Annotated in this window: 19 protein-coding genes and 1 other RNA gene; 10 read left to right on the top strand and 10 right to left on the bottom strand. The window is 72.8% G+C overall.

Features of this window, described 5'->3' with window-relative positions; genetic code table 11:
- The first annotated feature begins 87 nt into the window (after window positions 1–87).
- Window positions 88–1,317 (top strand): SH3 domain-containing protein, encoded by a 1,230-nt coding sequence (locus ACIQ5Y_RS36955; RefSeq protein ID WP_403890955.1) that lies wholly within the window; start codon window positions 88–90, stop codon window positions 1,315–1,317.
- Window positions 1,318–1,398: 81 nt separating this feature from the next.
- Here the strand turns inward: ACIQ5Y_RS36955 and ssrA are convergent.
- The 5 genes from ssrA to ftsE form a co-directional block, all read right to left on the bottom strand.
- Window positions 1,399–1,787, bottom strand: a transfer-messenger RNA (tmRNA) gene (gene ssrA / locus ACIQ5Y_RS36950).
- Window positions 1,788–1,871: 84 nt separating this feature from the next.
- Complete coding sequence (gene smpB, locus ACIQ5Y_RS36945) at window positions 1,872–2,357, bottom strand: SsrA-binding protein SmpB (protein WP_376662476.1); 486 nt, start codon at window positions 2,355–2,357, stop codon at window positions 1,872–1,874.
- A gap of 18 nt (window positions 2,358–2,375) precedes the next feature.
- On the bottom strand, window positions 2,376–3,554 hold the full coding sequence (locus tag ACIQ5Y_RS36940; RefSeq protein WP_403890951.1) for a S41 family peptidase: 1,179 nt from the start codon (window positions 3,552–3,554) through the stop codon (window positions 2,376–2,378).
- Window positions 3,555–3,621: 67 nt separating this feature from the next.
- Window positions 3,622–4,593 carry a permease-like cell division protein FtsX gene (gene ftsX / locus ACIQ5Y_RS36935; RefSeq protein WP_403890948.1) on the bottom strand — a complete coding sequence of 324 codons (972 nt, stop codon included), beginning with the start codon at window positions 4,591–4,593 and terminating at the stop codon, window positions 3,622–3,624.
- Window positions 4,594–4,610: 17 nt separating this feature from the next.
- The gene (gene ftsE / locus ACIQ5Y_RS36930) at window positions 4,611–5,300 is read right to left on the bottom strand and encodes a cell division ATP-binding protein FtsE (protein ID WP_030771648.1); all 690 of its coding nucleotides are present in this window, start codon (window positions 5,298–5,300) and stop codon (window positions 4,611–4,613) included.
- A gap of 238 nt (window positions 5,301–5,538) precedes the next feature.
- Here ftsE and ACIQ5Y_RS36925 point away from each other — a divergent pair, with 238 nt between their 5' ends.
- Window positions 5,539–5,733 carry a hypothetical protein gene (locus tag ACIQ5Y_RS36925; RefSeq protein WP_329384927.1) on the top strand — a complete coding sequence of 65 codons (195 nt, stop codon included), beginning with the start codon at window positions 5,539–5,541 and terminating at the stop codon, window positions 5,731–5,733.
- A gap of 87 nt (window positions 5,734–5,820) precedes the next feature.
- On the opposite strand, the gene prfB is transcribed toward ACIQ5Y_RS36925, so the two are convergent.
- Window positions 5,821–6,930, bottom strand: a complete 1,110-nt coding sequence (gene prfB / locus ACIQ5Y_RS36920; RefSeq protein ID WP_403890944.1) for a peptide chain release factor 2 — start codon at window positions 6,928–6,930, stop codon at window positions 5,821–5,823.
- 315 nt (window positions 6,931–7,245) lie between these two features.
- On the opposite strand from prfB, the gene ACIQ5Y_RS36915 reads away from it, so the two are divergent.
- Window positions 7,246–8,280: an isopenicillin N synthase family dioxygenase gene (locus ACIQ5Y_RS36915; protein WP_403891005.1), complete on the top strand. Its 1,035-nt coding sequence runs from the start codon at window positions 7,246–7,248 to the stop codon at window positions 8,278–8,280.
- Between the two features lie 370 nt (window positions 8,281–8,650).
- Here ACIQ5Y_RS36915 and ACIQ5Y_RS36910 read toward each other — a convergent pair whose 3' ends face one another.
- Window positions 8,651–9,907 carry a serine/threonine-protein kinase gene (locus ACIQ5Y_RS36910; protein ID WP_403890941.1) on the bottom strand — a complete coding sequence of 419 codons (1,257 nt, stop codon included), beginning with the start codon at window positions 9,905–9,907 and terminating at the stop codon, window positions 8,651–8,653.
- Between the two features lie 160 nt (window positions 9,908–10,067).
- Complete coding sequence (locus ACIQ5Y_RS36905) at window positions 10,068–11,831, bottom strand: protein kinase (protein ID WP_403890938.1); 1,764 nt, start codon at window positions 11,829–11,831, stop codon at window positions 10,068–10,070.
- Between the two features lie 443 nt (window positions 11,832–12,274).
- On the opposite strand from ACIQ5Y_RS36905, the gene ACIQ5Y_RS36900 reads away from it, so the two are divergent.
- From ACIQ5Y_RS36900 to ACIQ5Y_RS36880, 5 genes are all read left to right on the top strand, one after another.
- The gene (locus ACIQ5Y_RS36900; protein WP_403890935.1) at window positions 12,275–15,430 is read left to right on the top strand and encodes an FHA domain-containing protein; all 3,156 of its coding nucleotides are present in this window, start codon (window positions 12,275–12,277) and stop codon (window positions 15,428–15,430) included.
- A gap of 108 nt (window positions 15,431–15,538) precedes the next feature.
- Window positions 15,539–16,912 (top strand): ABC transporter substrate-binding protein, encoded by a 1,374-nt coding sequence (locus ACIQ5Y_RS36895; protein WP_403890932.1) that lies wholly within the window; start codon window positions 15,539–15,541, stop codon window positions 16,910–16,912.
- Complete coding sequence (locus tag ACIQ5Y_RS36890) at window positions 16,909–18,219, top strand: carbohydrate ABC transporter permease (RefSeq protein ID WP_403891002.1); 1,311 nt, start codon at window positions 16,909–16,911, stop codon at window positions 18,217–18,219. The genes ACIQ5Y_RS36895 and ACIQ5Y_RS36890 overlap by 4 nt, the downstream gene beginning before the upstream one ends.
- Entirely contained in the window at window positions 18,216–19,136 is a 921-nt protein-coding gene (locus ACIQ5Y_RS36885; protein ID WP_403890930.1) for a carbohydrate ABC transporter permease, read from the top strand. Before ACIQ5Y_RS36890 ends, ACIQ5Y_RS36885 begins: the two co-directional genes overlap by 4 nt.
- 145 nt (window positions 19,137–19,281) lie before the next feature.
- The gene (locus ACIQ5Y_RS36880) at window positions 19,282–21,549 is read left to right on the top strand and encodes a CDP-glycerol glycerophosphotransferase family protein (RefSeq protein WP_403890927.1); all 2,268 of its coding nucleotides are present in this window, start codon (window positions 19,282–19,284) and stop codon (window positions 21,547–21,549) included.
- A gap of 27 nt (window positions 21,550–21,576) precedes the next feature.
- Here the strand turns inward: ACIQ5Y_RS36880 and ACIQ5Y_RS36875 are convergent, their stop codons facing one another.
- Entirely contained in the window at window positions 21,577–23,721 is a 2,145-nt protein-coding gene (locus ACIQ5Y_RS36875; RefSeq protein ID WP_403890924.1) for a calcium-binding protein, read from the bottom strand.
- Window positions 23,722–23,963: 242 nt separating this feature from the next.
- Window positions 23,964–24,593: a TetR/AcrR family transcriptional regulator gene (locus ACIQ5Y_RS36870; RefSeq protein WP_403890921.1), complete on the bottom strand. Its 630-nt coding sequence runs from the start codon at window positions 24,591–24,593 to the stop codon at window positions 23,964–23,966.
- A gap of 133 nt (window positions 24,594–24,726) precedes the next feature.
- Between ACIQ5Y_RS36870 and ACIQ5Y_RS36865 the strand changes: the two genes are divergently transcribed.
- Window positions 24,727–25,653: an ABC transporter permease gene (locus ACIQ5Y_RS36865; protein WP_403890918.1), complete on the top strand. Its 927-nt coding sequence runs from the start codon at window positions 24,727–24,729 to the stop codon at window positions 25,651–25,653.
- Window positions 25,646–26,437 (top strand): ABC transporter ATP-binding protein, encoded by a 792-nt coding sequence (locus ACIQ5Y_RS36860; protein WP_403890915.1) that lies wholly within the window; start codon window positions 25,646–25,648, stop codon window positions 26,435–26,437. Before ACIQ5Y_RS36865 ends, ACIQ5Y_RS36860 begins: the two co-directional genes overlap by 8 nt.
- The last annotated feature ends 147 nt before the right edge of the window (window positions 26,438–26,584 follow it).

Raw genomic sequence — 26,584 nt, 5'->3', positions numbered from 1 at the left:
CGCGTGGTACTCACCGGCGCCGCTCATGATCCGCAATAACTGGGATGTCTTCCCCCCAACGCCCTTCCCTGTGCGGAGGAACACCCCTTGCTGTCTGCTTCCCGCTCCGTGTCCTCGGCCCTGATCGTCGCGGCCGTCACCGCGACCGCTCTGGTGCCGGCCGTTCCGGCTCTGGCCGACTCGTCGAACATCCGGTTCTCCCAGCCGTACCTCCCCTCGATCGCCCCCGGCAAGACGGGCCGCGTCGTCATCGCGGCCCTCGGTGGGTCGCAACCGGCCCTGAGCAGCACCTTCCGGATCACCGCTCCGGACCGGACGACCTTCCCCGAGGCCCGCTTCTACTGGGACGGCAAGCGCGCCGCGACCTCTTGCACGCGGTCGGCCGATGCCCGACAGCTGACCTGCAACGCGGGCACCCGCGCCGGCTTCCGCTTCCCGGCGAAGGCCCAGACCCAGCTCGGCGTGGCCGTACGGGTGGACAGGAACGCTCCGGAAGGCACGACGCTGGTCGGCGGCGAGTGGGCGACCGGCACCGAGGCCCCCGCCCTCTTCGCCGTCTCCACCCCGGTGTCCGGCCCGAAGGGCCCCAAGGGCGACAAGGGAGACAAGGGCGACGACGGCCACCACGGCCACGACGGGAAGCCCGGCCACGACGGCCACCACGGCAAGCCCGGCAAGCCCGGCCCGACGGGACCGACCGGCCCCCAGGGCCCGAAGGGCGACACCGGACCCCAGGGACCGACCGGCGACACCGGACCCCAGGGCCCCAGCGGCGACACCGGACCCCAGGGACCGACGGGCGACACCGGCCCGCAGGGCCCCAGCGGCGACACCGGCCCCCAGGGACCCACCGGCGAAACCGGCCCGCAGGGACCGACGGGCGACACCGGCCCGACCGGCCCGTCCGGCGGCCCGCAGGGACCGACCGGCGACACCGGCCCGACCGGTCCCACCGGCCCGACGGGACCCACCGGCCCCAAGGGTGACCACGGCAAGCCCGGCCACTGCAAGAAGTGCGGCGGCCACCACGACGACAAGCCCAAGCCGCCCCACCACGGCAACAAGCCCCCGAAGCCCACGCACGGGCCGAAGGCCCGCATCGTGAAGCCGGGCGGGACCCTGGGCGTCCGCTCCGGCCCCGGCACCCAGTACGCGAAGACCGGCAAGGTCGGCGACGGCGCGGTGGTCTACCTGCAGTGCAAGGTCAACGGCCAGAAGGTCGAGGGCAATTCGATCTGGTACAAGCTCGCCGACGGTTCCGGCTGGATCGCGGCCCGCTACGCCCAGAACCTGAACAAGGTCCCGTACTGCTCCTGACACCCGGCCCCGCATGACGAAGGCCCCGCATGACAAAGGCCCCGCAGCCGAGAGGCTGCGGGGCCTTTGCCCACATGGGATGAGTGGAGATGGCGGGAATCGAACCCGCGTCCAACGGTGCAGAAGCAGGGCTTCTCCGAGCGCATTCCGCTGCGCTTTTCTCGGCCCCGGAGATCACACGGACAAGTCTCCGACGGGCTCAGTCACTGTTTGGTTTCCCCCTACCCCCCGTGACCGGGGCTAGAGGTTTAGATCCCTAATTGACGCCAGGATCCGGACCGGGACCACTTCCGGGCTGACGCTCCTCACAGAGGCTTCAGCTCACTGTTATTAGGCAGCGAGGGTGAAGCGGGAGTTATCGCTCTTGGAGTTGGCGATTATTTTTTGCGACAGGTGGTTTACGAGATCATTGCCGCTTCCTCGGCTCGCTTCCCCTGCATCGACATCCGCTGTCGAAACCGATCATCCCCATGTTGATTTATCAAGCTGCGCCGCCCCCGAGGGGGTGGTGCTGCCGCCATGGTACGCGAAGTGGACCACCGCGTGCCAGGAGGTTAAACAGTGCCCCGCTGCTTGCGGCGGATCGCCGAGATCGTGCGCTGGGTCTCGCGGGTGTCCTGCTTCTCGCGGAGCGTCTGGCGCTTGTCGTACTCCTTCTTGCCCTTCGCCAGCGCGATCTCCACCTTCGCCCGGCCGTCCTTGAAGTACAGGGACAGCGGCACGACCGTGTGACCGGCCTCCTCCGCCTTGCGCGCCAGCTTGTCGATCTCCTCGCGGTGCATGAGGAGCTTGCGCTTGCGGCGGGCGCTGTGGTTGGTCCAGGTGCCCTGGCTGTACTCCGGCACGTGGACGTTGTAGAGCCACGCCTCGTTGCTCTCCACCGACACGAAGCCGTCGACCAGCGAGGCCCGGCCCTGGCGCAGGGACTTGACCTCGGTGCCCGTGAGCACGAGACCGCACTCGTAGGTGTCGAGGATCGCGTAGTCGTGCCGCGCCTTCTTGTTCTGGGCGATCAGCTTGCGCCCTTTTTCCTTAGCCATAGTGCGGTCATTTTCGCACTACGGACCCACCCCGAGGCCACCCAATACCGCGGCCGCCCGCTCCTCGACCCGTTCGCCCGCCGCCACGTCGGGGGTGATCCCCGCGCCGTCCAGGCTGCGGCCCCCCGGCGTGCGGTACGTCCCGACCGTCAGTTCGGCGACCGAGCCGTCCGGGAGTTCCGTCGGCATCTGGACGGAGCCCTTGCCGAAGGTGCGGCTGCCCACGGCCACGGCCCGGCCGCGGTCCTGGAGGGCGCCGGTGACCAGTTCGGCCGCACTCATCGTGCCGCCGTCGACGAGGGTGACCAGCGGCCGCGCCGTGTCCCCGCCCGGGGCCGCGTAGAGGGCGCGCTGGTCCCCCCGTACGTCGTAGGTGGCCACCAGCCCGCCGTCGAGGAAGGCGGAAGCGGCGGTCACCGCCTCGGTGACCAGCCCGCCCGGGTTGCCGCGCAGGTCGAGCATGACCCCGCCGCCGGGCGGGGCGTCGTGGACGGCGGCCTTGACCCGGTCCCCGGCGCCGCGGGTGAAGGTGGCCACCTTGATGACGGTGATGCCGCCCGGGAGCTGCCGTACGGTCACCGGCTCGGTCTGCAATTGCTCTCGGCGCACGGTCTCGGTGAGGTCCGCGCCGTCGCGGCTCAGGTTCAGTACGACGGGGGTGCCGGCCTCGCCGCGCAGCAGGGAGATCACGTCGCCCACGGCCAGGCCGGTCACGGCGTGCCCGTCGACGCTCAGCAGCCGGTCCCCGGCGCGCAGGCCGGCGCGGGCGGCGGGGCTGTCGGGCTGGACCTTGTCGACCTGGATCCGGCCGTCGCGGGCCCGCTGGGCCCACAGCCCGACGCCGGTCCAGTGGCCGTCGAGGCCCTCGGCGAAGGCCGCGTACTCGCCGTGGTCGTAGACGGTGCCCCAGCGGTCCCCGCTGCGGCTGACCACCTCCTGGGCGGCGTTCTTGCCGGACTTGCCCTCGGCCACGGCCTCGGCGACGGCCCGGGCCACGGCCTCGCGGTCGGCGGTGCCCGTCGTGCGGGGCGGCTCGACGTCCGCCACCAGCGCGGCGGCGGTGCTCTCCCCGCGGTCCCAGCAGCCCGTGCCCGCGGCCGCGGTGACGGACGCGAGGAAGGCCAACGTCAAGACGGCCCCGCGACGCAGGTCGCGGGGCCGGAGACTGGAGGCGGGAATACTCGGCAAGCCCAGCATGGCGCCGAGTCTAGGACAAGCCCCGCCGCGGTACGGGTGGTTGCCCGGACCGCTCACGGGGCGCTTGTCACACCTTCAGGTACTTGCGCAGAGCCACGAAGGCCGCAACGGAGGGCATCAGCAGCCCGATGAAGAGGACGTACGGGAGCTTGCCGATCACCGCGGACCAGCCCAGGAAGTCGATGAGCTGGATCTTGTAGCGCAGGCCCACACCGTGGTCGATCACGAAGTACTGGCCGGAGACGAGCATGCCGCACGCGAAGAGCGCGCCGATGAGCCCGGCGACGGCGGCCTCCATGATGAACGGGACCTGGATGTAGAAGCTGGACGCGCCGACCAGCCGCATGATCCCGGTCTCGCGCCTGCGACTGAAGGCGGAGACGCGCACGGTGTTGACGATCAGCAGCAGCGCCACGATCAGCATGATCAGCATGATGGCGAGCGCGCCGATGTTGAGGTAGTTCAGGATCCGGAAGAGGTCGTCGATGGCCTGGCGCTGGTCGTCGACGGTGTGGATGCCGTCGCGGCCGACGAAGGCGGAGGTGACGACCTTGTACTTCTCCGGGTCCTTCAGCTTGACCCGGAAGGACTCCTGCATCTGGTCCGGGGTGATGGAGGAGGCGAGGGGCGTGTTGCCGAACCGCTCCTGGTAGTGCTTGTAGGCCTCGTCCGCCGATTCGTAGGCGACGGACTTCACCAGGGACATCTGCTTGAGCTCGGACTCGATCTGCTTCTTCTGGTCCTCGGTCACCGCGCCCTTGGCGCAGGTGGCGACGCCCGTGGCGGCCGCCGCCGAACCGTCCGGCTTCTTGGCGGCGGCCTCGCTCGCCTCCTGGGCGTCCTGCTTGTTGCAGAGGTAGAGCGTGACGTTGGCCTTGTCGTACCAGTAGCCCTTCATCTTGCTCACCTGCTCGCGCATGAGCAGGGAGCTGCCGAAGAGGGCCAGCGAAAGGGCCACGGAGATGATGACCGCGAAGGTCATGGTGAGATTGCGCCGGAGACCGACGCCGATCTCCGACATGACGAACTGGGCGCGCATGACGTCTCAAGGGCCTTTCAGTGCTGGTAGCCGTAGACGCCGCGCGACTGGTCGCGTACGAGTCGGCCCTGTTCGAGTTCGATGACGCGCTTGCGCATCTGGTCCACGATCTGCTGGTCGTGCGTGGCCATGATCACGGTGGTGCCGGTCCGGTTGATCCGGTCCAGCAGCTTCATGATCCCGACCGAGGTCTGGGGGTCGAGGTTGCCGGTGGGCTCGTCCGCGATGAGGAGCGCCGGCCGGTTGACGAAGGCACGGGCGATGGCCACGCGCTGCTGCTCACCGCCGGAGAGCTCGCCTGGCATGCGGTCCTCCTTGCCGCCGAGGCCCACGAGCTCCAGGACCTGGGGTACGGCCTTGCGGATCTCGCCCCTCGGCTTGCCGATGACCTCCTGCGCGAAGGCGACGTTCTCGGCCACCGTCTTGTTGGGGAGCAGGCGGAAGTCCTGGAAGACGGTCCCCAGCTGGCGCCGCATCTGCGGGACCTTCCAGTTGGAGAGCTTGGCGAGGTCCTTGCCCAGGACGTGCACCTGGCCGTGGCTCGCCCGCTCCTCGCGCAGGATCAGGCGCAGGAAGGTGGACTTGCCGGAGCCGGAGGAGCCGACGAGGAAGACGAACTCGCCCTTCGCGATGTCGAGGGAGACTTCCCTGAGTGCGGGACGGCTCTGCTTCGGGTAGGACTTGGAGACACTGTCGAATCGGATCACGGGTGCACCACGGTCGCCGGGAGTAGGTGTGCGTGACCATACGCGAACGGGCGCGAGGTGTGGACCCGGCAACCGGAGTTGCCCCATATGTCCCCGGGTCCGGGGGGTCTGTGACCGCGATTGCCCGGACGGGCCGCGCCGAATGTCTTCGAAGCCGGCACAGTGGTAGGGGGAACGGACTGGTTCCCCGTGCCGTTGTACACGAGTAAGAGGACCGAGAGGACGAGAGGAGGAGCGCATGACATATGACCGGCTCGTGTGCGCGAACTGCGCCGCACCCGTCAGCCAGGGCCGCTGCCCGGTGTGCCGGGCGAACAGGGAGCGCCTCCAGCAGCAGGAAGGCCCCTTCTCCGGCCTGAATCCGGCGACGCTCATCGTGCTCATGGTGATCCTCGTGGCGGCGCTCGTGCTGGTGGCCCAGCAGACCGCGTAGGCGCGGCGCTCACATGCCGTGATCGACGGAAGGGCCCGGACACCAGTGGTGTCCGGGCCCTTCCGCCTGTTCCATGCCGCTCACGCGTTACGCGGTCTGCTCCTGCTGCTTGCGCCAGCGGATTCCGGCCTCCAGGAAGCCGTCGATCTCGCCGTCGAGCACCGCCTGCGGGTTGCCGACCTCGAACTCCGTCCGCAGGTCCTTGACCATCTGGTACGGGTGCAGGACGTACGAGCGCATCTGGTTGCCCCAGGAGCTGCCGCCGTCCTTGAGGGCGTCCATCTTGGCCTGCTCCTCCTGGCGGCGCCGCTCCAGCAGCTTGGCCTGGAGGACGTTCATCGCGCTGGCCTTGTTCTGGATCTGCGAGCGCTCGTTCTGGCAGGAGACCACGATGCCGGTCGGGATGTGCGTGATGCGCACCGCCGAGTCGGTCGTGTTGACGCCCTGGCCGCCGGGGCCGGAGGCGCGGTAGACGTCGACGCGCAGCTCGGACTCGTCGATCTCGACGTGGTCACTGGTCTCGACGACCGGCAGCACCTCGACGCCCGCGAAGGAGGTCTGGCGGCGGCCCTGGTTGTCGAAGGGCGAGATGCGCACGAGGCGGTGGGTGCCCTGCTCGACGGAGAGGGTGCCGTAGGCGTAGGGGGCCTTGACGACGAAGGTGGTCGACTTGATGCCGGCCTCTTCCGCGTACGAGGTCTCGTAGATCTCCGTGGAGTAGCCGTGGCGCTCGGCCCAGCGCAGGTACATGCGCTGGAGGCGCTCGGCGAAGTCGGAGGCGTCGACGCCACCGGCCTCGGCGCGGATGTTGACCAGGGCCTCGCGCTCGGCGTACTCGCCGGAGAGCAGGGTCCGGACCTCCATCTCGTCCAGCGCCTTGCGGACGGAGACCAGCTCGGTCTCGGCCTCGGCGAGGGTGTCCGCGTCGTCCATCTCCTGGGCGAGCTCGAACAGCACCGCGAGGTCGTCGATGCGCCCGCGCAGGGTCTCGGCCTTGCGGACCTCCGCCTGGAGGTGCGAAAGCTTGCTCGTGATCTTCTGGGCGGCCTCCGGGTCGTCCCACAGGGACGGCGCGGCGGCCTGCTCCTCGAGCACGGCGATATCTGCCCTCAGCTTGTCGAGGTCCAGGACGGCCTCGATCGACCCCATGGTCGAGGAGAGGGACTTCAGCTCTTCGGAAACATCGACGACTGCCACGGGTCCAGCGTAGCCGGTCCTCGGGCGAGGCCGTCCGGGCAGGCCGAATCACCCGTTCTGACGGCCGGTCGCCCAGGCGTACGCTCAGCGTATGACCGTTCTCCTCGTCAAGCGCCGCCATGTGGACCACATGCGTGTCACGACGTCGAGCTGTCTGCCGCCGGACCTGTCCCAAGCCTGATCCACCCCGATCCGACTTGGTCCTGTACGCGGCCCAGCGGTCCCGGCGCCATCCCTGCCGGCGGCCCACCCCACCCGCGGCCCCCGCCACCCGAAGGGGAACAGGACCCCGTGACATCCCGAAACGGAGCCGTCATGCCGTCCGCGCACTCCCATATCTCCTCGACTTCCTCGACGCCCTCCCTCCCCGTCCTGGACCTCTCCCAGGCCGACGATCCCGCCCTGCGGCCCGACTTCCTGAAGCAGCTGCACGCCGCGGCCAGGGACACCGGGTTCCTGCACCTGACCGGGCACGGCGTCACCGCCGCGGAGAGCGCCCGCATCCTGGAGCTGACCAGGGCTTTCTTCGCCCTCCCGGAGGCCGACCGGCTCGCCGTGAGCAACCTGAACTCGCCGCACTTCCGCGGCTACACCCGGATCGGCCACGAGCTGACCGGCGGGGCCTCCGACTGGCGGGACCAGCTGGACGTCGGCGCGGAGCGGCCGGCGCCGGTGCTGCGGCCGGGCGACCCGGCGTACCTGTGGCTGGAGGGCCCGAACCAGTGGCCGGTCGCGCTCCCGGAGCTGCGCACGGTCGTCCTGGACTGGCAGTCCCGCCTCGCGGCGGTGGCCCACCGGCTGCTCAAGGAGCTCCTCGCCTCGATCGGCGCCCCGGCGGACTTCTTCGACGCGGCCTTCGCCGACCGCCCCCACCTGCACACGAAGCTGATCCGCTACCCGGGGTCGGCGCCGTCCGGGGCGGACCAGGGGGTCGGCGCGCACAAGGACTACGGCTTCCTCACGCTGCTCCTCCAGGACTCGGTGGGCGGCCTCCAGGTGGTCCGGGGCGGGGGCTACCTCGACGTCCCGCCGCTCCCGGGGGCCTTCGTGGTCAACCTGGGCGAGCTGCTGGAGATCGCCACGGAGGGCTACCTGACGGCGACGGACCACCGGGTGGTCAGCCCGCCGGGGGCGGTGGAGCGGTACTCGGTGCCGTTCTTCTACAACCCGCGGCTGGACGCGGTGATCGACACGGTGCCGGGCGAGTACCTGCGCACGGCGCCGGGCGTCGTGCACGACGCGTCGAACCCGCTGCACGCCGAGTACGGCCGCAACGAGCTGAAGGGCTGGATCCGCGCCCACCCGGCCGTGGCGCGGCGCTGGCACCCCGAGCTGGTGGTCCCGGCGTAGCCGTACCCGGGGGCGCGGGGCCGCCACCCGCTGCGCGGGGCTCCCGGGCTCCGCCCGGACCCCGCGCCTCAAACGCCGGCGGGGCTGGATCCGGCTGGTGCCGCCCTGTCGGCGCGGCTCAAAGATCCGGGGCTCCGCCCCGTACCCCGCTCCTCAAACGCCGGAGGGGCTGGTTTTCGCTCCTGCCGTCCGCCAAGCGAGGCTGGATTTCGGCCGCGCCGGAGCCAAAATCCAGCCTCGCCGGCTTTTGAGGCTCCGCCGGAGGCAGATCCGGCCCCGCCGGCGTTCGAGCGCCGCCGGAGGCAACTCCAGCCCCGCCGGCGTTTGAGGCGCGGGGTCCGGGGCGTAGCCCCGGGAGACGGGCCGCAGGTTACGGCGTGCGGGGGCTGGAGTGTTTGTTGTCCTGGCGGGCCGGCGGGGCGTCCTCGCCCGATACGGCGAGCCACGTGCCCACGCCGACCACCGCGGCCAGCGCCACGGCCGCACCCGACAGCGCCAGCCGCCGCTTGCGGGCGGCCTCCGCGCGGTGGCGGGCCGAGCCTGGCCGGTGGCCGCCGGCAGGCCTCGGCACGCGGGCCGTGCCCAGCGCGCCGCCCGCCAGCTCGTCCGGCCCCGGTACCCGCATCGAGGTGTGGGTGTCCCGGTTGGAGTCCGTCGCGGACCCGGGGACCAGCGGGACCACACCCCGGCGCCGGACGGGATCGGCGGCCGCGGCCGGCTCCTCCGAGGGATCCGGCTCCGGCTCCGCGTCGTCCGGCTCGTCCACGTCCAGCGGCGGCATCCCGGCCAGCAGCGGCAGCAGGTCCCGCAGGCGGACCGACAGCTCCGAGGCACGGAGCCTGGACGCGGGGGCCTTCGCCAGGCACTGCACCATCAGCTGCCACAGCTCGTCGGGGATCCCGGGCAGTGGGACGACGGTCTCCGTGACGTGCCGGCGGAGCACCGCTCCCGGGTGGCCCCCGCCGAACGGCGTGAAGCCGGCCAGCAGCTCGTACAGGACCGTGGCCAGGGCGTATATGTCGACCGCCGCCCGCGGGGGCAGGCCCTCGACGATCTCCGGGGCCAGGTAGTCCGGGGTCCCGATGATCCGGGTGGTGGGGGCCGACGCCCGCACCCCGGCGGCCCGCTTCGGCGAGTCGATCAGCTTGGCCACGCCGAAGTCGGTGAGCAGCGCCGGATGCGAGCCGCCCGGGCCGAGCGGGCCCTGCATGTCGAGCAGGACGTTCTCCGGCTTGACGTCCCGGTGGACGACCCCCGCCGCGTGCGCGGCCGCCAGCGCGTCGGCCACGTCCGCGACGATCGCGACGGCCGCCTCGGGGGCGAGCCTCCGCTCGCGGTCGAGGCGCGTGCGCAGGTCCGTACCGCGTACGAGGTCCATGACGAGCGCGAGGTCGTTGCCGTCGACGACGAGGTCCCGGACGGAGACCACGTGCGGATGTTCCAGGCCGAGCAGCGCGCTGCGCTCCTGGACGAACCGTCCGACCAGTTCCTGGTCGGACGCGAGGTCCTCGCGCAGCAGTTTGACGGCGACGGGCCCGTCAGGCCCCTCGCCGAGCCACACCGTGCCCGCGCTGCCGCGCCCCAGGATCTGGTGCGCGGTGTACCGGCTGCCGATCTTCCGTGCCACGACTGCTCCCTCAGCGGCTGGCGTACGCACCAAAGCTACGCGTCCGGGTGGGGGTTGGAGGCCGGCAGGGGCCCCGATTCGCGGTGACCTTCACTTCTGCGGGCGAAAACACGCCCCAGAAGTCGACAAATCCACGAACTCGGCGCTACAAGGGTCCGCTTCAGGGCTGGTTGGACCCCGCGGAGCCGGCGGCGTCCCCGATCGTGCCGATCCAGTCGACGACTTCGGAGCCCCAGGTCCACAGCTGGTCGAACCAGCCCTTGCCGGTGCCGACCCACTCCTGGAGCGGGGTGAACTCCCAGATCAGCCAGCCCGCGACGAAGAACAGCACGATCAGGACCAGGCACCCCTTGAGGCAGCCGAGGCCGGGGATCTTCACCGGGTTGGCGCTGCGGCGGCGCGGCTCGCGGGGCTCCCGCGGGGGCTGCTGCTGCGGCGGGGCCTGCGGGGGCTGCTGCTGCGGCTGGCGGTACTGCGGCTGCTGCGGCGCCTGCGGCTGCTGGTACGGCTGCGGCTGGCGCTGCTGCTGGGCCTGGGGCTGGTAGTGCTGCGGCGGCGGAGGCGCGTACTGCTGGTGCTGGGGCTGCTGCGGCTGCTGCCGGTACTGGGGAGGCTGCTGCGGCGGCGGAGCCTGGCGGTACTGCTGCTGCGGGGGCTGCTGGGGCCGGTGCTGCGGCGGCGGGGGCGCCTGGCGCTGCGGACGGCGGCGCAGGGGGTCCTCGCTCGGGTCGAGGTAGTGCATCTGCGTCTGCTCGTTGCGGTCGCGGGCGGCCTGCAGCTGCGACTGCCACGGGTGCGGCTGGTCCGGCCGCTGCACGGGCGGCATGACCGAGGTCGGGTCGGCGCCCGGGCCGCCCGTGCTCGGCAGCACCGTGGTCGCGTCGGCGGCGCCGACCGGCGGCATGACGCTGGTCATCGCGTTCGGGTCGTACGCCCCCATGGGCGCGGCGGCGCCCGTCGGCAGCACCTGGGTGGCGTCTGCGGCGCCCGGGGTCTCGGGGACCGGCGCCGGCGAGGGGTCGGGGGCGAGCAGCGCGCCGACGCCGAGCGCGGCCTCGACCTCGGCGGCCGAGGAGTGCACGCCGATGCCGGAGGCGACCACGCGCAGGGCGCGGGCCAGGCTCACGGCGCTGGGGCGCTCGTTCGGCTCCTTGCGCAGGCAGCGCTCGACGACCGTCCACAGCGGTTCGGGCACGGTCGAGGGGCGCTGCGGCTCCTCGCTGAGGTGGCGGTGCAGCACTTCGAGGGCGGTGCCGCCGGCGAACGGCGGGCGGCCGGTGAGCAGCTCGTAGAGCAGGATCCCGGCGCCGTAGATGTCGACGGCGGAGGTCTGCGGACGGCCCTCGGCGGACTCGGGGGCGACGTAGGCCGGGGTGCCGACGAACTCGTGGGTGCGGGTCAGGCCCGGGGAGTCCGCGAGGCGGGCGATGCCGAAGTCGGTGAGCATCGGCTTCATCTGGCCGCCGCGCTCGTCGAGCAGCACGTTCGCGGGCTTCAGGTCGCGGTGGACGACGCCGTCGGCGTGGCTGGCGGCGAGCGCGTCCGCGATCTGGGCGGTCAGCAGGCTCGCGGCGACCGGGCTGAAGGGGCCGTTCTCGCGGAGGTACTTGTGCAGGTCCGGGCCGTCGATCAGGTCCATGACGAGAGCGAGCAGGTCACCTTCGACGACGAGGTCGCGGGTGCGGACGATGTTGGGGTGGGTCAGGCGCAGCAGGACCGAGCGCTCCCGCAGGAAGCGCATGACGATGTCGGGGTCCTGGGCCAGCTCCTCCTTGAGGACCTTGATGGCCACGGTCTCGCCGGGCTGGCCGGCCACGGCCGCCTCGGCGCCCGCGGCCTCCCTCTGGCGGGCACGCCAGACAGTGCCCGTGGCGCCGCGCCCGAGCGGCTCCTCGAGCAGGTACTTGCTGCCGACTGGCCGCACGTCTCGCGCTCCCCTGCTGCTGTGTCGATCTGCGTGTCGATCTGCTGTGCCGATCTGATGTCCCGATCGGTTTTCCGGCCCACTCTAGGGGGTGTCCCTGTGCAAGACGCGGGTCACGTGAGGTTGGTTGCCGCACGTATGTACGAAGGGTGACGTTCCGGGCGTATGCCGCTGGCGTTTTTGCTCTGCATTCGGCCAGGTCGGGCCCGCCCGCTGATCGAACAAGATCATTTGTCGGCGGGTGCCGGGCGTGTTGTCCGTAACAGGTGCGAGGATGCACACGTACGGAAGGCACGGGACGGGAGCCCGCCTTCCGGCAGACCTGACCGGACGACGCGTCCGTGCCGGGCGGGGGGCGACGTACGGGCAGCCATGCCCGTCCCGTCATTCCCCTGCCGGGCGCACACACCGCGCCCACCGCGCAGAAGGGACCGCTGACGGCGATGCAGATCCGGCTGACCGTCCTCGGGTCGCGCAGCGGCCACCAGACCGCGAGCGCCCCCGCCGGCTGTGACGTGCTCGTCACCGCGCCCGTCGGCACCGTGCTGGCCGCGGTGGCCTCCGGGCTGGCGGCGACCGTGGGCGGACCCGACACCGGGGGCACGGTCGTGCTCTACGCGGGTGCGGAACGGCTCGACCTCCAGCGGCGGGTCCTGGGCGAGCCGCCGCTCGTCGACGGGGCGGTGCTCTCGCTGAACGTGCCGGTGCCGGACGTCCTGCCGGAGGAGAGCCTCGGCGCCCCCGAACTGCACGTGGTCGCCGGACCCGACGCGGGCGGGGTGCACCTGCTGCACAGCGGGCAGATCCGGGTCGGCCGCTCCGCCGACGCCGACGTCCCGCTGGACGACCCGGACGTCTCGCGGCTGCACTGCGCGGTGACGGTGCTGCGGGACGGGCGGGTCGCCGTGGCCGACCTGGACTCCACGAACGGCACCACGTTGGACGGCACCCCGGTGGGCCCGCAGCCGGTCGCCCTGACCCCGGGAGCCCTGCTCCGGGTCGGCGAGTCCACCCTCCGCCTGGCCCCTCCGGCCACGGCCGCCCCCCGCCCGGTCGCCCCGGACCTGGAGGGCCACCTCTCCCTCTCGGCCGGCACCCCGGACCGCGGAGGCCCGTCGGGCACCCCCGACGGAACGCCCCCGAACGCCCCGGGCGCGAACGGCCCGGCGTACCCCGGCGGCACGCCGGACGGTACGGACGCCGCCGGCACCCCCGGTCGGCCCGCGGGCCAGGGCGCCGGAACCCACGGCGGCACGCCGCGCGGTGCGGCCGTGCACGGCGCGGCCGGCACGGACACCCCCGGCAATGCCGGGCGCGCCGCGGGCCAGGGCGCCGGAACCCACGGCGAGGCGCCGCACGGTGCGGCCGGGCACGGCGCGGTCGGTGCGGCCGGGTGGACCGGGACCGGCGGGGCGTCGGACGGCAGCACGGGGGCCAACGGCCCCGGGACACCCCCCGCCCCCGACAAGGCACGCCGCAAGGGGATAGGCGCCTGGGCGCGGAAGTGGGTGCGCGGGGAGGACGCCGTCGAGGAGCCGCAGGAGCCGGCCGCGGCGGCCGCCGTGCCCGACGCCGACGACCCCGCCGCACTGCTGCTGGCCGCGCTCGCGCCCACCGAGCGCCTGTGGTCGCGCACGGCCGACCACCCCCGGCATCTGGAGGTCGGGCTCGGCGCCGGGTGCCGGGTGTCGCTGCCCGCCGTCGGCGGGCTCGGCGTGGCCGGGCCGCGGGCCCGGCTGACCGGGGTCGCGCGCTGGGTGGTGGCCCAGCTCGCCGCACTGCACGCGCCCGGGCAGCTGGAGATCGTACTGCTGTCCACCGACCGCGCCCGCGGCCTCGCCGACCGCCGCCGCGACTGGGGATGGCTCGGCTGGCTGCCCCACGTACGGCCCGCGCACGGCCAGGACTGCCGGCTGCTCCTGGCGTACGACCGCGATCAGGCGGCCGCGCGCACGGGCGAGCTGACCCGGCGCCTCGACGACGGTCCCCTCGGCACGCACTGGGCCGCCGCCGACGCCGACCAGGTCCGGCGGGCCGCCGCCGTCTACGAGGGTCCGTACACGCTGGTCGTCCTCGACGGTGACCCCGGCGCGGGCCCGCTCCGCGATCTCACGGGGCGGCTCGCCTCGCACGGGCCGGCCGCCGGGATCCACGTCCTCGCGCTCGCCGAGGCCCCGGCCTCGACCCCCGCCTCCCCGGTCGCCGAGACGTACGAGGCCGCCTGCGCGGCCTCCCCCGCGTTCCGCGACTGCGGCGCGGTCGCCCTGCTCAGCGGGGACGTGGCCACGGCCGTACGGACCTTCACCACCGGCGACGGCCGGCCGGTGCCCGCCGGAGCCACCGCCACCGCCGACGCCGTCTCCGCCGCCTGGGCCGAGCGCTTCGCCCGGGCGCTGGCACCCCTGCGCACCACCGAGGGCTCCGCGGAGACCTACCGCCCGGCCGCCGCCGCCCTGCCGGCCACCGCGCGGCTGCTGGACGAGCTGGGGCTGGCCCGGGCCACCCCGGCCTCCCTGATGGCCCGCTGGGCCGCCTCGACGGACCAGGGGCAGGGCGTGGGCGGCCTCGCCGAGATCGTGCTGGGCGGCGGCCGGCGCGGGCCCGTGGGCGCCGAGCTGGTGCACGACGGGCCGCACCTGCTCATCGAGGGGCCCGCCGGGAGCGGCCGCACGGAGCTGCTGCGTTCGGTGGCGGCCTCGCTGTCGGCGGCGGCCCGGCCCGACCGGCTCGCGCTGGTCCTGCTCGACGGGGCCGGCGGCGAGCGCGGGGACGGCCTGCTGCCGTGCACCGAGCTCCCGCACGTCTCCGCCCATCTGGTGGCCTCCGATCCGCTGCGCATGCGGGAGTTCGCCCAGGCGCTGGGCGCGGAGCTCAAGCGCCGCGCCGAACTGCTGGACGGGGTGCCGTTCGCGGAGTGGCACGCGGGCCGGGAGCAGATCGGCCGGGAGTACGCGGGCCGGGAGCTCGCCGACCGGATGGTCTCCCCCCGCCAGCCCAGCGCGGGCGAGCTGCGCGGCGACCTCGACCCCCAGCGCTCGGGGACGCTGCGGCTGCGCTCGTCCGCCACCCGCACCGATCCGGCGGGGCCCAGTCCGCTGCCCCGGCTGGTGGTGCTGGTCGACGACTTCGACGCGCTGGTCGCGCCGGGGCTCGGCGCCACGGGCCGGCCCGCCGCCGGTTCGGTGGTGCGGGCGCTGGAGGCGGTGGCCCGCGAGGGCGCCCGGCTCGGCGTGCACCTGGTGGCCACGAGCGCCCGCCCGGACCGGACGGCCGACACCCTCCTCGCCCGGCTGACCACCCTTCGGGTGGAGTTGGACGCGCCCGACCAGCCGGGGCCGGGCCGCGGTCTGCTGCGGCACGCGGACGGGCGGACGGTGCCCTTCCAGGCGGGCAGGGTGACCGGCCGGATCCCCCGGACGGCGACCTTGCGGCCCACTGTGGTCCCGGTGGAATGGGAGCGGATGGGCGACCCTCCGGCCCGCCGTCCGGTGCGTGAACTGGGCAACGGGCCGACCGACCTCGCGCTGCTGGCCAGCGCCCTGGACCGGGCCTCACACCTGGTCTCGGCGGTGCCCGTGCTGTTCCCGCCGGCCCCGTAGACGCGGCCGCGCCCCCCGCGAGGCGGTATTGCGCGGGGTGCGCGGGTCGGCGTAGACCTTGTGGTCCAGGACACACCACGGGCATCCACGGGCATCGGGGGCAGAACCATGCGCAAGCACGGAACGGGCCGTACGACACTCACCTGGGCGGCACTGGCCGCGGCGGGCGCGCTCGTGCTCGGCGCGTGCGGGGACGGCGGCGGGTCCGGGACCAAGGACGGGTCTTCGGAGCCGCCCCAGGGCGGGACGGCCTCGCCGCGGGTGCAGTTACCCAAGCTGACCGGCGAGAAGCTGGAGGTCGCGGCCGTCTGGACCGGCCCGGAGCAGGCGAACTTCACGAAGGTCCTGAAGGAGTTCGAGAAGCGGACGGGTGCGACGGTCACCTTCGTCCCGGCCCAGGACCCGATCGTCACCTTCCTCGGCACGAAGATCGCGGGCGGCGCCCCGCCGGACGTGGCGCTGCTCCCCCAGGTCGGGGCTCTGGTCTCGGCCGTGCAGAACAAGTGGGCGCAGCCGGTGGGCCCGGAGGCGCAGGCGCAGCTCGACGCGAACTACTCGGCGGGCTGGAAGAAGCTCGGCGCGGTCGACGGCACCCAGTACGGCGTGTACTACAAGGCCGCCAACAAGTCGCTGATCTGGTACAACGCGAAGGCCTTCGAGGCGGCCGGCGTGCAGCCGCCGAAGACGTGGAAGGAGCTGCTGACGGCGGCGGACACGCTCTCGGCTTCCGGTACCCCGGCCGTTTCCGTGGCCGGCGCGGACGGCTGGACCCTCACCGACTGGTTCGAGAACGTCTACCTCTCGCAGGCGGGGCCGGAGAAGTACGACCAGTTGGCGAAGCACCAGATCAAGTGGACGGACGACAGCGTCAAGCAGGCGCTGACCACGCTCGCCGAGCTCTTCGGGCGCAAGGACTTCCTGGCGGGCGGGCCGAGCGGGGCCCTCGCGACGGAGTTCCCGAAGTCGGTGACGCAGACGTTCACCGGCGGGGACCGGCCGGCGGCCGCGATGGTCTACGAGGGCGACTTCGTGGCGGTGAACATCGCGCAGACGGAAGCGAAGGTGGGCAAGGACGCCCTCGTCTTCCCCTTCCCGGCGGTCGGCGCGAAGGCTCCGGTTGTGTCGGGCGGTGACGTGGCGGTCGTGCTGAAGCCCTCGAAGGGCGCGCAGGCGCTGCTGACCTTCCTGGCCTCGCCGGACGCGGCGGAGATCCAGGCCCGCGAGGGCGGGTTCGTCTCCCCGAACCGGGCGGTGAACCCGGGCGCCTACCCCAATGAGATCCAGCGCGACATCGCCAAGGCCCTGCTCGCGGCGGGCGACGACTTCCGCTTCGACATGTCGGACCAGGCCCCGTCCGCCTTCGGCGGGACCCCGGGCGCGGGCGAGTGGAAGGCCCTCCAGGACTTCCTCGCGAACCCGTCGGACGTGGCGGGCACGCAGGCGAAACTGGAGGCCGACGCGGCCAAGGCCTACGGGAACTGATTCCCGTGGCGGCCACCTCCCGGGAGGCCCGGCGCCGCCGCCTGATCGCGGCGGCGTTCCTCCTCCCGGCGCTCGTGCTGCTGGGCGCGCTCGTCGTGCACCCGATCGGCTACTCGGTCTACCGCAGCCTCTTCGACCGCTCCGGGGACACCTTCGTGGGCGCCGGCAACTACCGCGAGATCCTCGGCGACGGCACGATCCGCACCGCCCTGAAGAACACGGCGGTGTGGGTGGTGCTGGCGCCGACGACGGCCACCGCCCTCGGCCTGATCTTCGCGGTGCTGACCGAACGGGTGCGCTGGGGAACGGCGTTCAAGTTGCTGGTCTTCATGCCGATGGCGATCTCGATGCTGGCGGCGGGCATCATCTTCCGGCTGGTCTACGACCACGACCCGGAGCGGGGCATCGCCAACGCGGTCTGGGTCGGGGTCCACGACACGTTCGCGGAGTCCTCGGCGTTCCCCAAGGCCCGCCCGGGCCGGGACTCCCCGCTGGTCCCGGCCGACGGGGGCGCCTTCGTGACCCGCGATCCGGTCAGGGCGGGCACCCCGGCCGTGCTCCCGCTGGTCGGCGTGGCTCCGGAGGCCCTGCCCGAGGGCACCCGCACGGCGAAGGCCGCGGCCGCCGAGCCGGGCAAGGTCACCGGTACGGCCTGGCAGGACTTCACCCGGGGCGGCGGCGGCCGGACGAACGCGGTCGACCCGAGCGAGTCGGCGTTCTCCGGCATGCGGATCGAGGCGGTCAAGGACGGGAAGGTCGTGGCCTCGGCGACGACCCGCGCCGACGGCACCTTCACCCTGCCCGCGTCGGCCGACGGCGCCCTGCTGCGCCTGCCCGCGTCGAACTTCCGGGAGGCGTACGCGGGGGTGGAGTGGCTGGGCCCGGCGCTCGTCACCCCGTCGGTCATCGGGGCGTACGTGTGGATGTGGGCCGGGTTCGCGATGGTGCTGATCGGGGCCGGGCTGGCGGCCGTACCGCGGGAGCTGCTGGAGGCCGCGCGGGTGGACGGGGCGAACGAGTGGCAGGTGTTCCGCCGGATCACCGTCCCGGTGTTGGCGCCCGTACTGGTGGTCGTGCTCGTCACCCTGGTCATCAACGTCATGAAGGTCTTCGACCTGGTCTTCGTGATCGCACCCGGAGCGGTGCAGGACGACGCGAACGTCCTCGCGCTCCAGCTGTACCGCACCTCCTTCGGCACGGACGCCGACCCGGGCCTGGGCAGTGCGATCGCCGTCCTGCTGCTGGTGCTGGTGGTGCCGGTGATGCTCGTGAACATCCGCCGGCTCCGCAAGGAGGGATCCCGATGACCCGTTCCGGCCAGGCACCGGACCCGACCGACCCGCCTGCCGAGCCCGCCGCAGGCGGCACCGTACGAGCCAAGCTCGCCGCAAGAGGCCCGGCCCGGGTCGCCGCAGGCGCCACGCACGTGTTCCTCGTCGCGGCCGCGCTGTTCTGGCTGCTGCCGACACTCGGCCTGCTGATCTCCTCCTTCCTCTCCCCCACCGACCTCAACAAGGGCGGCTGGTGGCAGGTGCTGACCGCACCCGCACGGCTGACGGCCGACAACTACGAGCGGCTGCTGGCCAACGACACCATCACCGACTCCCTCCTCAGCACCGTCGCGATCGCGGTACCGGCCACCCTGCTCGTGGTCGCCCTCGGCGCCTTCGCCGGATACGCCTTCGCCTGGCTGGAGTTCCCCGGCCGGGACTGGCTGTTCCTCGTCGTCGTCGGGCTGCTGGTCGTCCCCGTACAGGTGGCGCTGATCCCGGTCTCCGAACTCTTCGGCTCCATCGGCCTGTTCGAGACCACCGCGGGCGTGGTCCTCTTCCACACGGCCTTCGGACTGCCCTTCGCGATCTTCCTCCTGCGCAACTTCTTCGCCGAGATCCCGCGCGAGCTGCTGGAGGCGGCCCGCCTCGACGGAGCGGGCGAACTGCGTTTGTTCGCCCGGGTGGTGCTGCCGCTGGGCGGCCCGGCGATCGCCTCGCTCGGAATCTTCCAGTTCCTGTGGGTGTGGAACGACATGCTGGTCGCGCTGGTCTTCGCGGACTCGGCGAACCCGCCGGTGACGGTCGCGCTCCAGCAGCAGGTACGGCAGTTCGGGAACAACATCGACGTACTGGCGCCCGGCGCGTTCCTGTCCATGGTGGTGCCGCTCGTCGTCTTCTTCGCCTTCCAGCGGCAGTTCGTCTCGGGGGTGATGGCGGGCGCGGTCAAGTAGCCGCCGCCGTCGGCCGGGGCGCCCTGAAGACAGCGGTTGACGTGGGGCGTTGACGCTCCGTAACCCGAATGCCGCACTCTGCGTAACCCGATCGCCACGCCGGGGGTTCCTGGGCAATATGCCCGCGCCGACCCCTGGATGTGCCGTGCCCCGGTTCAGCGTCATCGTGCCCGCGTACAAGGTCCAGGCCTATCTGCAGGAAAGTCTGGACTCGGTCCTGACGCAGTCGTACCCGGATCTGGAACTGATCGCGGTCGACGACGCGTCCCCGGACGCCTGCGGTTCGATCATCGACGAGTACGCGGCCCGGGACCCGCGCGTAACCGCCGTGCACCTGCCGCACAACGTCGGGCTGGGGCCCGCCCGCAACGCGGGCCTGGCCCGGGCCACCGGCGACTACCTGGTCTTCCTCGACGGCGACGACGTCCTCGTCCCCGGTTCCCTGCAGGCCATCACCGACCGGCTGAAGGCCACCGGATCCCCCGACGTCCTGGTCTACGACTACGCGCGCACCTACTGGACGGGCGAGCCGGTCCGCAACAGCCTCGCGCACCGCCTCTGCGAGGAGGGCCCGGCCAGCTTCCGCCTCGCCGACCGCCCGGCCCTCCTCGGTCTGCTGATGGTGGTGTGGAACAAGACCTACCGCCGCGAATACGTGGAGCGCGAGGGCCTGCGGTTCCCGCCCGGCTTCTACGAGGACACCCCCTGGACCTACCCGGCGCTGCTGGCCGCCGAGTCCGTCGCCGTCCTGGACCGGGTCTGCGTGCACTACCGCCAGCGGCGCACCGGCTCGATCCTGACCACGCCCAGCCGCCGCCACCTCGACCTCTTCGACCAGTACGACCGGGTCTTCGGCTACCTCTCCGGCCGCCCCGAACTGGAGCGCTGGCGCCCCGCCCTGCACCGGCGGATGGCGGAGCACTTCTGCTCCGTCTACGCCAACCCGGTCCGCCTCCCGCGCGCCGGCCGCCCCGAGTTCTTCAAGCGGGCCTCGACCCTCCTGCGCCGCTACCGGGCCCCCGGCCGTGGCGGCGCTCTGCCCCTGTCCCTGTCCCGCACCGAGCAGCTGCGCCACGCCCTGATGCGGCTGGGCCTGCGGCGCACGTACCGGCTGCTGTCGGTGCTGCGCTCGGCCGCCCGGGCGACGGGCCGCGGCGGCGCCGCCCTGGGGCGGGGGCTGCGCGAGAGCGCCCTGCGCCTGCACTACCGCACCCAGCGCCTGCTCCCGCTCCGCCCGGAGCTGGCGGTGTTCTCGGCGTACTGGCACGGCGGCTACGCCTGCAACCCGGCGGCGATCGAGGCGAAGCTGCGGGAGCTGGCGCCGCGGATGCGGACGGCGTGGATCTGCGACCCGGAGCACGCGGCGACGCTGCCCCGGGAGACGACCGCGCTGCGGCCGGGCTCCGCTGCGTACTGGACGGCCCTGGCCAGGGCCACCTACCTCACCACGAACGTCAACTTCGAGCGCGCCCTGGTCAAACGCCCGGGCCAGGTCCTGCTCCAGACCCAGCACGGCACCCCGCTCAAGCGGGTCGGCCTGGACCTCCAGGACCGCCCGGCGGCCGCCCCGACGACGGACTTCGCGGGCCTGCTGCGGGGCGCCGACCAGTGGGACTACCTGCTCTCGGCGAACCGGCACTCCACCCTGGTGTGGGAGAAGGCGGTCCCCGCCTCCTACACCACACTCGAATACGGCTACCCCCGCAACGACCCCTTCCACCGGGCCACCCGGGCCGAGGTCCTGGAGCTGCGCGAACGCCTCGGCATCCCGGCCGGCTCGACGGCGATCCTGTACGCCCCCACGCACCGCGACTACCGGCGCAGCCGCCCCGACCACCTCGACTTCGAGCGGGTCCTGCGCGATCTGGGTCCGCGCTTCGTCCTGCTGGCCCGCACCCACCTCACCTACGCGGACGCCCCGGCGACGGCGGAGCCCCACCCCCGGCTCATCGACGTCTCCGCCCACCCCTCGGTGGAGGAACTCTGCCTGGCCTCGGACGCGCTCGTCACCGACTACTCGTCCCTGATGTTCGACTACGCCTCGCTGGACCGGCCGATCGTGATCCACGCGGACGACTGGGAGGCGTACGAGGCGGCCCGCGGCACCTACTTCGACCTGCGGGCCTGCCCGCCGGGTGCGATCGCCCGCACGGAGGACGAACTGGTCGACATCTTCGGCACGGGCCACTGGCAGGGCTCGCGTTCGGCGCAGCTGCGCTCGGCGTTCCGCGCCCGCTTCTGCTCGTACGACGACGGGCACGCGGCGGAGCGCGTGGTCCGCCGCGTGTTCTTCGGCCAGTCCTCCCCCGTGCCGGCCGTCGTCCCCCTGGAGGAACGGCGGCCGGCCCCGGGGGCCGCTTCGGTGTCCCCTTCGCTGCTCCCCGAGCCGGCGTCGGCCGGGCTGTGGCCGTAGGGCCGCCGGCACCTCGGCTCCGACGTACTAGCAGCTGCCGGTCGTGTCGCCCGGGTCGGTGGTGCAGGTGTCGGTGCCGCTCCCGCCGGCGGCCGAGTCGTTGCCGTTGACGCCGTCGGCGGTGTTCAGCCTGTCGTTCCCCGGCCCGCCGTTCAGCGAGTCGTTGCCCTGCCCGCCGTTCAGTACGTCGCCTCCGCTCGAACCGTTCAGTGTGTCGTTGCCGGGGCCGCCGAGCAGGATGTCCGCGCCGCTCGCGCCGTCGACGGTGTCGTTTCCGGAGCCGCCGTAGACGGTGTCGTCGGCGCCGCGTGCGTCGACGATGTCGTTGCCGCCGAGAGCGCAGATCACGTCGTTGCGGGGGGTGCCGGTGAGGTTGTCGGCGCCGGCGGTGCCGATGAGGGTGCAGCCGTGGGCGTTGTTCACGATGGCGGGCGCCGTGCCGGTGTTGTTGCCCGGCGCCGGGTCGGGCTCCGTGGCGGCGGCCGTGGCGGTGTTGGTGAGCGGGCCGGTGGCCGTGGGTTCCACGGTCACGGTGACCGTGGCGAGGGCGCCGGGGGCGAGGGTGCCCAGGGAGCAGTTCGCACCGGACGCCGTGGTGGTGCAGGTGCCTTGGGTGGACGTGGCACTGAGGACCTGGCCGGATCCGGTGAGCTGGTCGGTCAGGGTGACGTTGGTGGCCGGCGTGGTGGCGCCGGCGTTGGTCACCGTCACGGTGTAGGAGGCCTGGTCGCCGAGGCTGACCGTGGCCGGCCCGCTCTTGGCCACGGACAGGTCGGGTCCGGTCGGGCCGCTCTGGTCGCCGAGGTAGCGGGCCAGCGCGTAGTCGTCGTTGGCGCTGCCGACGGCGATGGCCTTGCCGTCGGGCTGCAGCGCGATGTTGAAGGCACCGTCGCTGAAGAAGCCGAGCTCGGTGAGCACCTTGCCGTTGCCGTCGGGGCCGAAGGTGGTGTCCAGGCTGCCGTTGGCGTTGTAGCGGGCCAGCGCGAAGTCGGAGTCGTTCTGCAGGAGGCTGTAGCCGGCGGTGACGATCTTGCCGTCGGCCTGCAGCGCCACGCCGCCCGCGAAGTCGCTGTTGCCGTTGTTGAAGTCGGTGGTCACCAGGCCGTTGCCGCTGTTGCCGAAGGTGGCGTCGGGGGTGCCGTCGGCGGCGTAGCGGACCAGTGTGAAGTCGGACAGGTTGTTGCTCGCGCGGCTGTCCCCGGCGGTGACGATCTTGCCGTCGGACTGCACCGCCACGCTCATCGCTTCGTCGTTGCCGCTGCTCACGTCGGTGGTCGCCCGGCCGTTGGCGCCGAAGGTGCCGTCCAGGGTGCCGTCGGAGTCGTAGCGGGCCACCGCGATGTAGGGGTTGTTCAGCGGGCCGCCCTGGCCGGCCGCGACGATCTTGCCGTCGGGCTGCTGCGCCAGGTCGAGGACGACGTCGACGGCGCCGCCCGCGAAGTCGGTGAGCACCTTGCCGTTGCCGTTGGTGCCGAAGGTGGTGTCCGGGGTCCCGTTGGCGTTGTAGCGGACCAGAGCAAAATCGTAGAAGCCGCCCGACCCGCTGCGACCGGCGACAATGATCTTGTCGTCGGCCTGCACCAGTACCGCCCGGCCCCAGTCGCTGCTGATGCCGCCGCCGAAGTCGGTGACGACCCGGCCGTTGGCGTTGGCGCCGAAGGTGGTGTCCAGGGTGCCGTCGGTGTTGTAGCGGGCCACCGCGAAGTCGTCGTCACTCTGGCCGGCGGCGACGATCTTGCCGTCGTGCTGCAGCGCCACGTCGATATCGGCATCGCCGGTGCCGTTGCCGAAGCCGGTGGTCACCTTGCCGGTGCCGTTGCTGCCGAAGGTGGTGTCCAGGCCGCCGTCGGCGTTGTAGCGCACCAGCCCGAAGTCGGCGTTGCCGCTCACGGTGGGGCCCACGGCGACGATCTTGCCGTCGCCCTGCACGACTGCCGCTCGGCCCTGGTCGATGCTTCCGCTGCCGAAGCCGGTGAGCACCACCCCGCCGGAGCCGAAGCCGGTGTCCAGGTCCCCCGCCGCCGCCCACGCGGCGCCTGGAGAGGACAGTACGAGCACCCCGCTCAGGGCCGCTGCCGCCCCGACCCGGCCGAGCCCCGTCCACCGGCGGCCCGCCGGCCGTACGGGTGGTCGTCTCCGCGCGAGGGGCGCGTGCGGAAGGAGCATGGGCATGGCCATCGAGCCGCCTTTCGTCCGTGCCGCCACTCGCCCTCGCGCGTGCAGCCGGCGTCGGGACGGCAGCCATTCCCCACGGGCGCCGCTCGCACCCGCCGGGCACGGATCCCGGGAGGACGGCACGTCGGCCCGGGGCATCCGCAGCCGCAGCGTCTCGCGCCTTCTCCTCGCCCCCGCGAAGGCGCTCCCTGCGTTCGGCCAAGCGTGGTCCGGCGGCGCCTGATCAGCCCAGCTCCCGGTCAGCCCGCGGTGACCGTCAGACCCGCCACGACCGAGCGGGCCAGGTCGTCCAGGTAGTCGGCCGGGACGGGCTCGCGTACGACGACCTGGCGCCAGTACAAGGGGCCGATCGCGAGGTCGAGAGCCCGGCCCGGGTCGGTGCCGGGGGCCAGCTCACCGCGCGCGACGGCCTCCGAGACGATGCTCTGCGCCATCCGCCGCTCGCCCTCCAGCAGGGCGCCGCGCACCGCGTCGGCGATCTCCGGATTACGGGCGGCCTCGACCAGCAGGTCGGGGATCACCGCCGACGCGACCGGGTGCCGCAGCACGTGCGCCATGACCTCCAGCAGGGCCCGTACGTCCCCGTACAGCGACCCCGTCGCCGGCACCGGCAGCCCGTCCACCGCGAAGGCCCCCACCAGGTCCAGCACCAGGTGCAGCTTCGACTTCCACCGCCGGTACACCGCCGTCTTGCCGACGCCCGCGCGTCGCGCGATGCCCTCGATCGACATCCGCGCGAAGCCCACCGCGGCCAGTTCCTCCACCACCGCGGCCTGGATCGCCTCGGTCACGTCCTCCCGCAGGACGGCGGCCCCGGCGGGGGCACGGCGCGGGGCGGAGGCGGGAGCGGCGGCAGGATCCGTGGTCATGCACAGAGCATAACCGCGCCACGTAACGACGAAACGGTTGCGTTCCGACGTGTCGCGCCCTACCCTCGCCGTAGCGACGATACGGACCCGTCCCGTCGTCGGCGACGCCCCGACCCCGGCGAAAGCGACCCTCGTGACCACCTCGACGGCACCCGCGCACCCTGAATCCCCGAAGGCTTCCCCGCCCACCTCCGCCCAGCTCGCGGAGCTCGCGGCCGCCCACGGCCTGACCCTCAGCGGCGCCCGCCCCACCCTCCCCCGCTACGTCGCGGAGCTCTGGGACCGCCGCCACTTCGTGACGGCGTACGCAACCGCCCGCATGCAGGCGCAGTACAGCAACGCGAAGCTCGGCCAGGTCTGGCACCTGGTGACCCCGCTCCTGAACGCGGCGGTCTACTACTTCATCTTCGGCATCGTGATGCGCGCCAGCCACGGCGTGGCCGACTACGTACCGTTCCTGATCACCGGCGTGTTCGTCTGGGACTTCATCGGCAGCTCCATCAACGCCGGCACCCGCTCCGTCCACAGCAACCTCGGCCTGGTCCGCGCCCTGCACTTCCCCCGCGCGAGCCTGCCGATCTCCACCGTCGCACAGCTCTTCCAGCAGCTGCTCGTCACCATGGGCGCCCTGGTCATCCTGCTGCTCGCCTTCGGTCAGACCCCCGGCCCGGCCTGGCTGCTGGCGGTCCCCACCCTCTTCCTGATGGCCGTCTTCGCCGCCGGCGTCGCCATGGTCATGGCCCGGATCGGCAGCAAGAGCCCGGACGTCAGCCAGCTGATGCCCTTCGTCCTGCGGACGTGGATGTACTCCTCGGGCGTCATGTGGTCCATCGACTCGATGCTCAAGTCGGACCAGCTGCCGCACTGGGTGTCGATGATGCTCAAGCTCAACCCGGCGGCCGTCTACATCGACCTGATGCGCTTCTCGCTGATCGACAGCTTCCAGGCGCACTCGCTCCCCCACCACGCGTGGCTCGTCGCCATCGGCTGGGCCCTGCTCGCCGGAGTCGGCGGGTTCATCTACTTCTGGAAGGCCGAGGAGGAGTACGGCCGTGGCTGAGCTCACCACCACCCCCACCGACACCCGCGTGCCCACCGTCATCGCGGACGGGGTCCACGTCGTCTACAAGGTCAACGGCGGAGGCCGCAAGGGCGCCGCCACCGCGGCCCTGAGCCGGATCTTCTCCCGCAAGCCGGCCCCCGGCATCCGCGAGGTGCACGCCGTCAAGGGCGTCACCTTCACCGCGTACAAGGGCGAGGCCATCGGCCTCATCGGCACCAACGGCTCGGGCAAGTCCACCCTCCTGGCCGCGATCGCCGGCCTCCAGCCGGTGGCCCGGGGCCGGATCTACTCGCACGGCCAGCCGTCCCTGCTCGGCGTGAACGCCGCCCTGATGAACGACCTGACGGGCGAGCGCAACGTCGTCCTCGGCGGCCTCGCCATGGGCATGACCCGGGAGCAGATCAAGGAGCGCTACCAGGGCATCGTCGACTTCTCCGGCATCAACGAGAAGGGCGACTTCATCTCCCTGCCCATGCGCACGTACTCCTCCGGCATGGGCGCCCGCCTGCGGTTCTCCATCGCCGCCGCCAAGGACCACGACGTCCTGATGATCGACGAAGCCCTGGCGACCGGCGACGCCGCCTTCCAGCGGCGCAGCCAGGCCCGCATCGAGGAACTGCGCGAACACGCCGGCACGGTCTTCCTGGTCAGCCACGGCATCGGCACCGTCCGAGAGACCTGCGACCGCGCGATCTGGCTGGAGGCGGGTGTGCTCCGCATGGACGGCCCGGCCGCGGAGGTCTGCGACGCGTACGAGGCCTTCACCGCGGGCCGCCACTAGGCAGGGCGGCACCCGGCTGAAGGATCGAGGCTCCGCCCCGGCCCCCGCGCCCCCAAACCCCCCCCCGGCAAACCCCCCCCCCCCCCGGTTGGGGGGGGGGGGGCCCCCACCCCCCCCCCCCGGGGGGGGGTAGGGAGATGCACCCGC

Source organism: Streptomyces sp. NPDC096339 (genome assembly GCF_044762985.1).
Lineage (GTDB): Bacteria > Actinomycetota > Actinomycetes > Streptomycetales > Streptomycetaceae > Streptomyces.
This window is presented reverse-complemented; position numbering and strand designations above follow the sequence as displayed.

Bases quoted from the DNA above. Each gene is read 5' to 3' on its own strand.
- smpB (WP_376662476.1), bottom strand. From the start codon at position 2,357: ATGGCTAAGGAAAAAGGGCGCAAGCTGATCGCCCAGAACAAGAAGGCG.
- ACIQ5Y_RS36940 (WP_403890951.1), bottom strand. From the start codon at position 3,554: ATGCTGGGCTTGCCGAGTATTCCCGCCTCCAGTCTCCGGCCCCGCGAC.
- ftsX (WP_403890948.1), bottom strand. From the start codon at position 4,593: ATGCGCGCCCAGTTCGTCATGTCGGAGATCGGCGTCGGTCTCCGGCGC.
- ACIQ5Y_RS36925 (WP_329384927.1), top strand. From the start codon at position 5,539: ATGACATATGACCGGCTCGTGTGCGCGAACTGCGCCGCACCCGTCAGC.
- ACIQ5Y_RS36915 (WP_403891005.1), top strand. From the start codon at position 7,246: ATGCCGTCCGCGCACTCCCATATCTCCTCGACTTCCTCGACGCCCTCC.
- ACIQ5Y_RS36900 (WP_403890935.1), top strand. From the start codon at position 12,275: ATGCAGATCCGGCTGACCGTCCTCGGGTCGCGCAGCGGCCACCAGACC.
- ACIQ5Y_RS36895 (WP_403890932.1), top strand. From the start codon at position 15,539: ATGCGCAAGCACGGAACGGGCCGTACGACACTCACCTGGGCGGCACTG.
- ACIQ5Y_RS36885 (WP_403890930.1), top strand. From the start codon at position 18,216: ATGACCCGTTCCGGCCAGGCACCGGACCCGACCGACCCGCCTGCCGAG.
- ACIQ5Y_RS36875 (WP_403890924.1), bottom strand. From the start codon at position 23,721: ATGCCCATGCTCCTTCCGCACGCGCCCCTCGCGCGGAGACGACCACCC.
- ACIQ5Y_RS36870 (WP_403890921.1), bottom strand. From the start codon at position 24,593: ATGACCACGGATCCTGCCGCCGCTCCCGCCTCCGCCCCGCGCCGTGCC.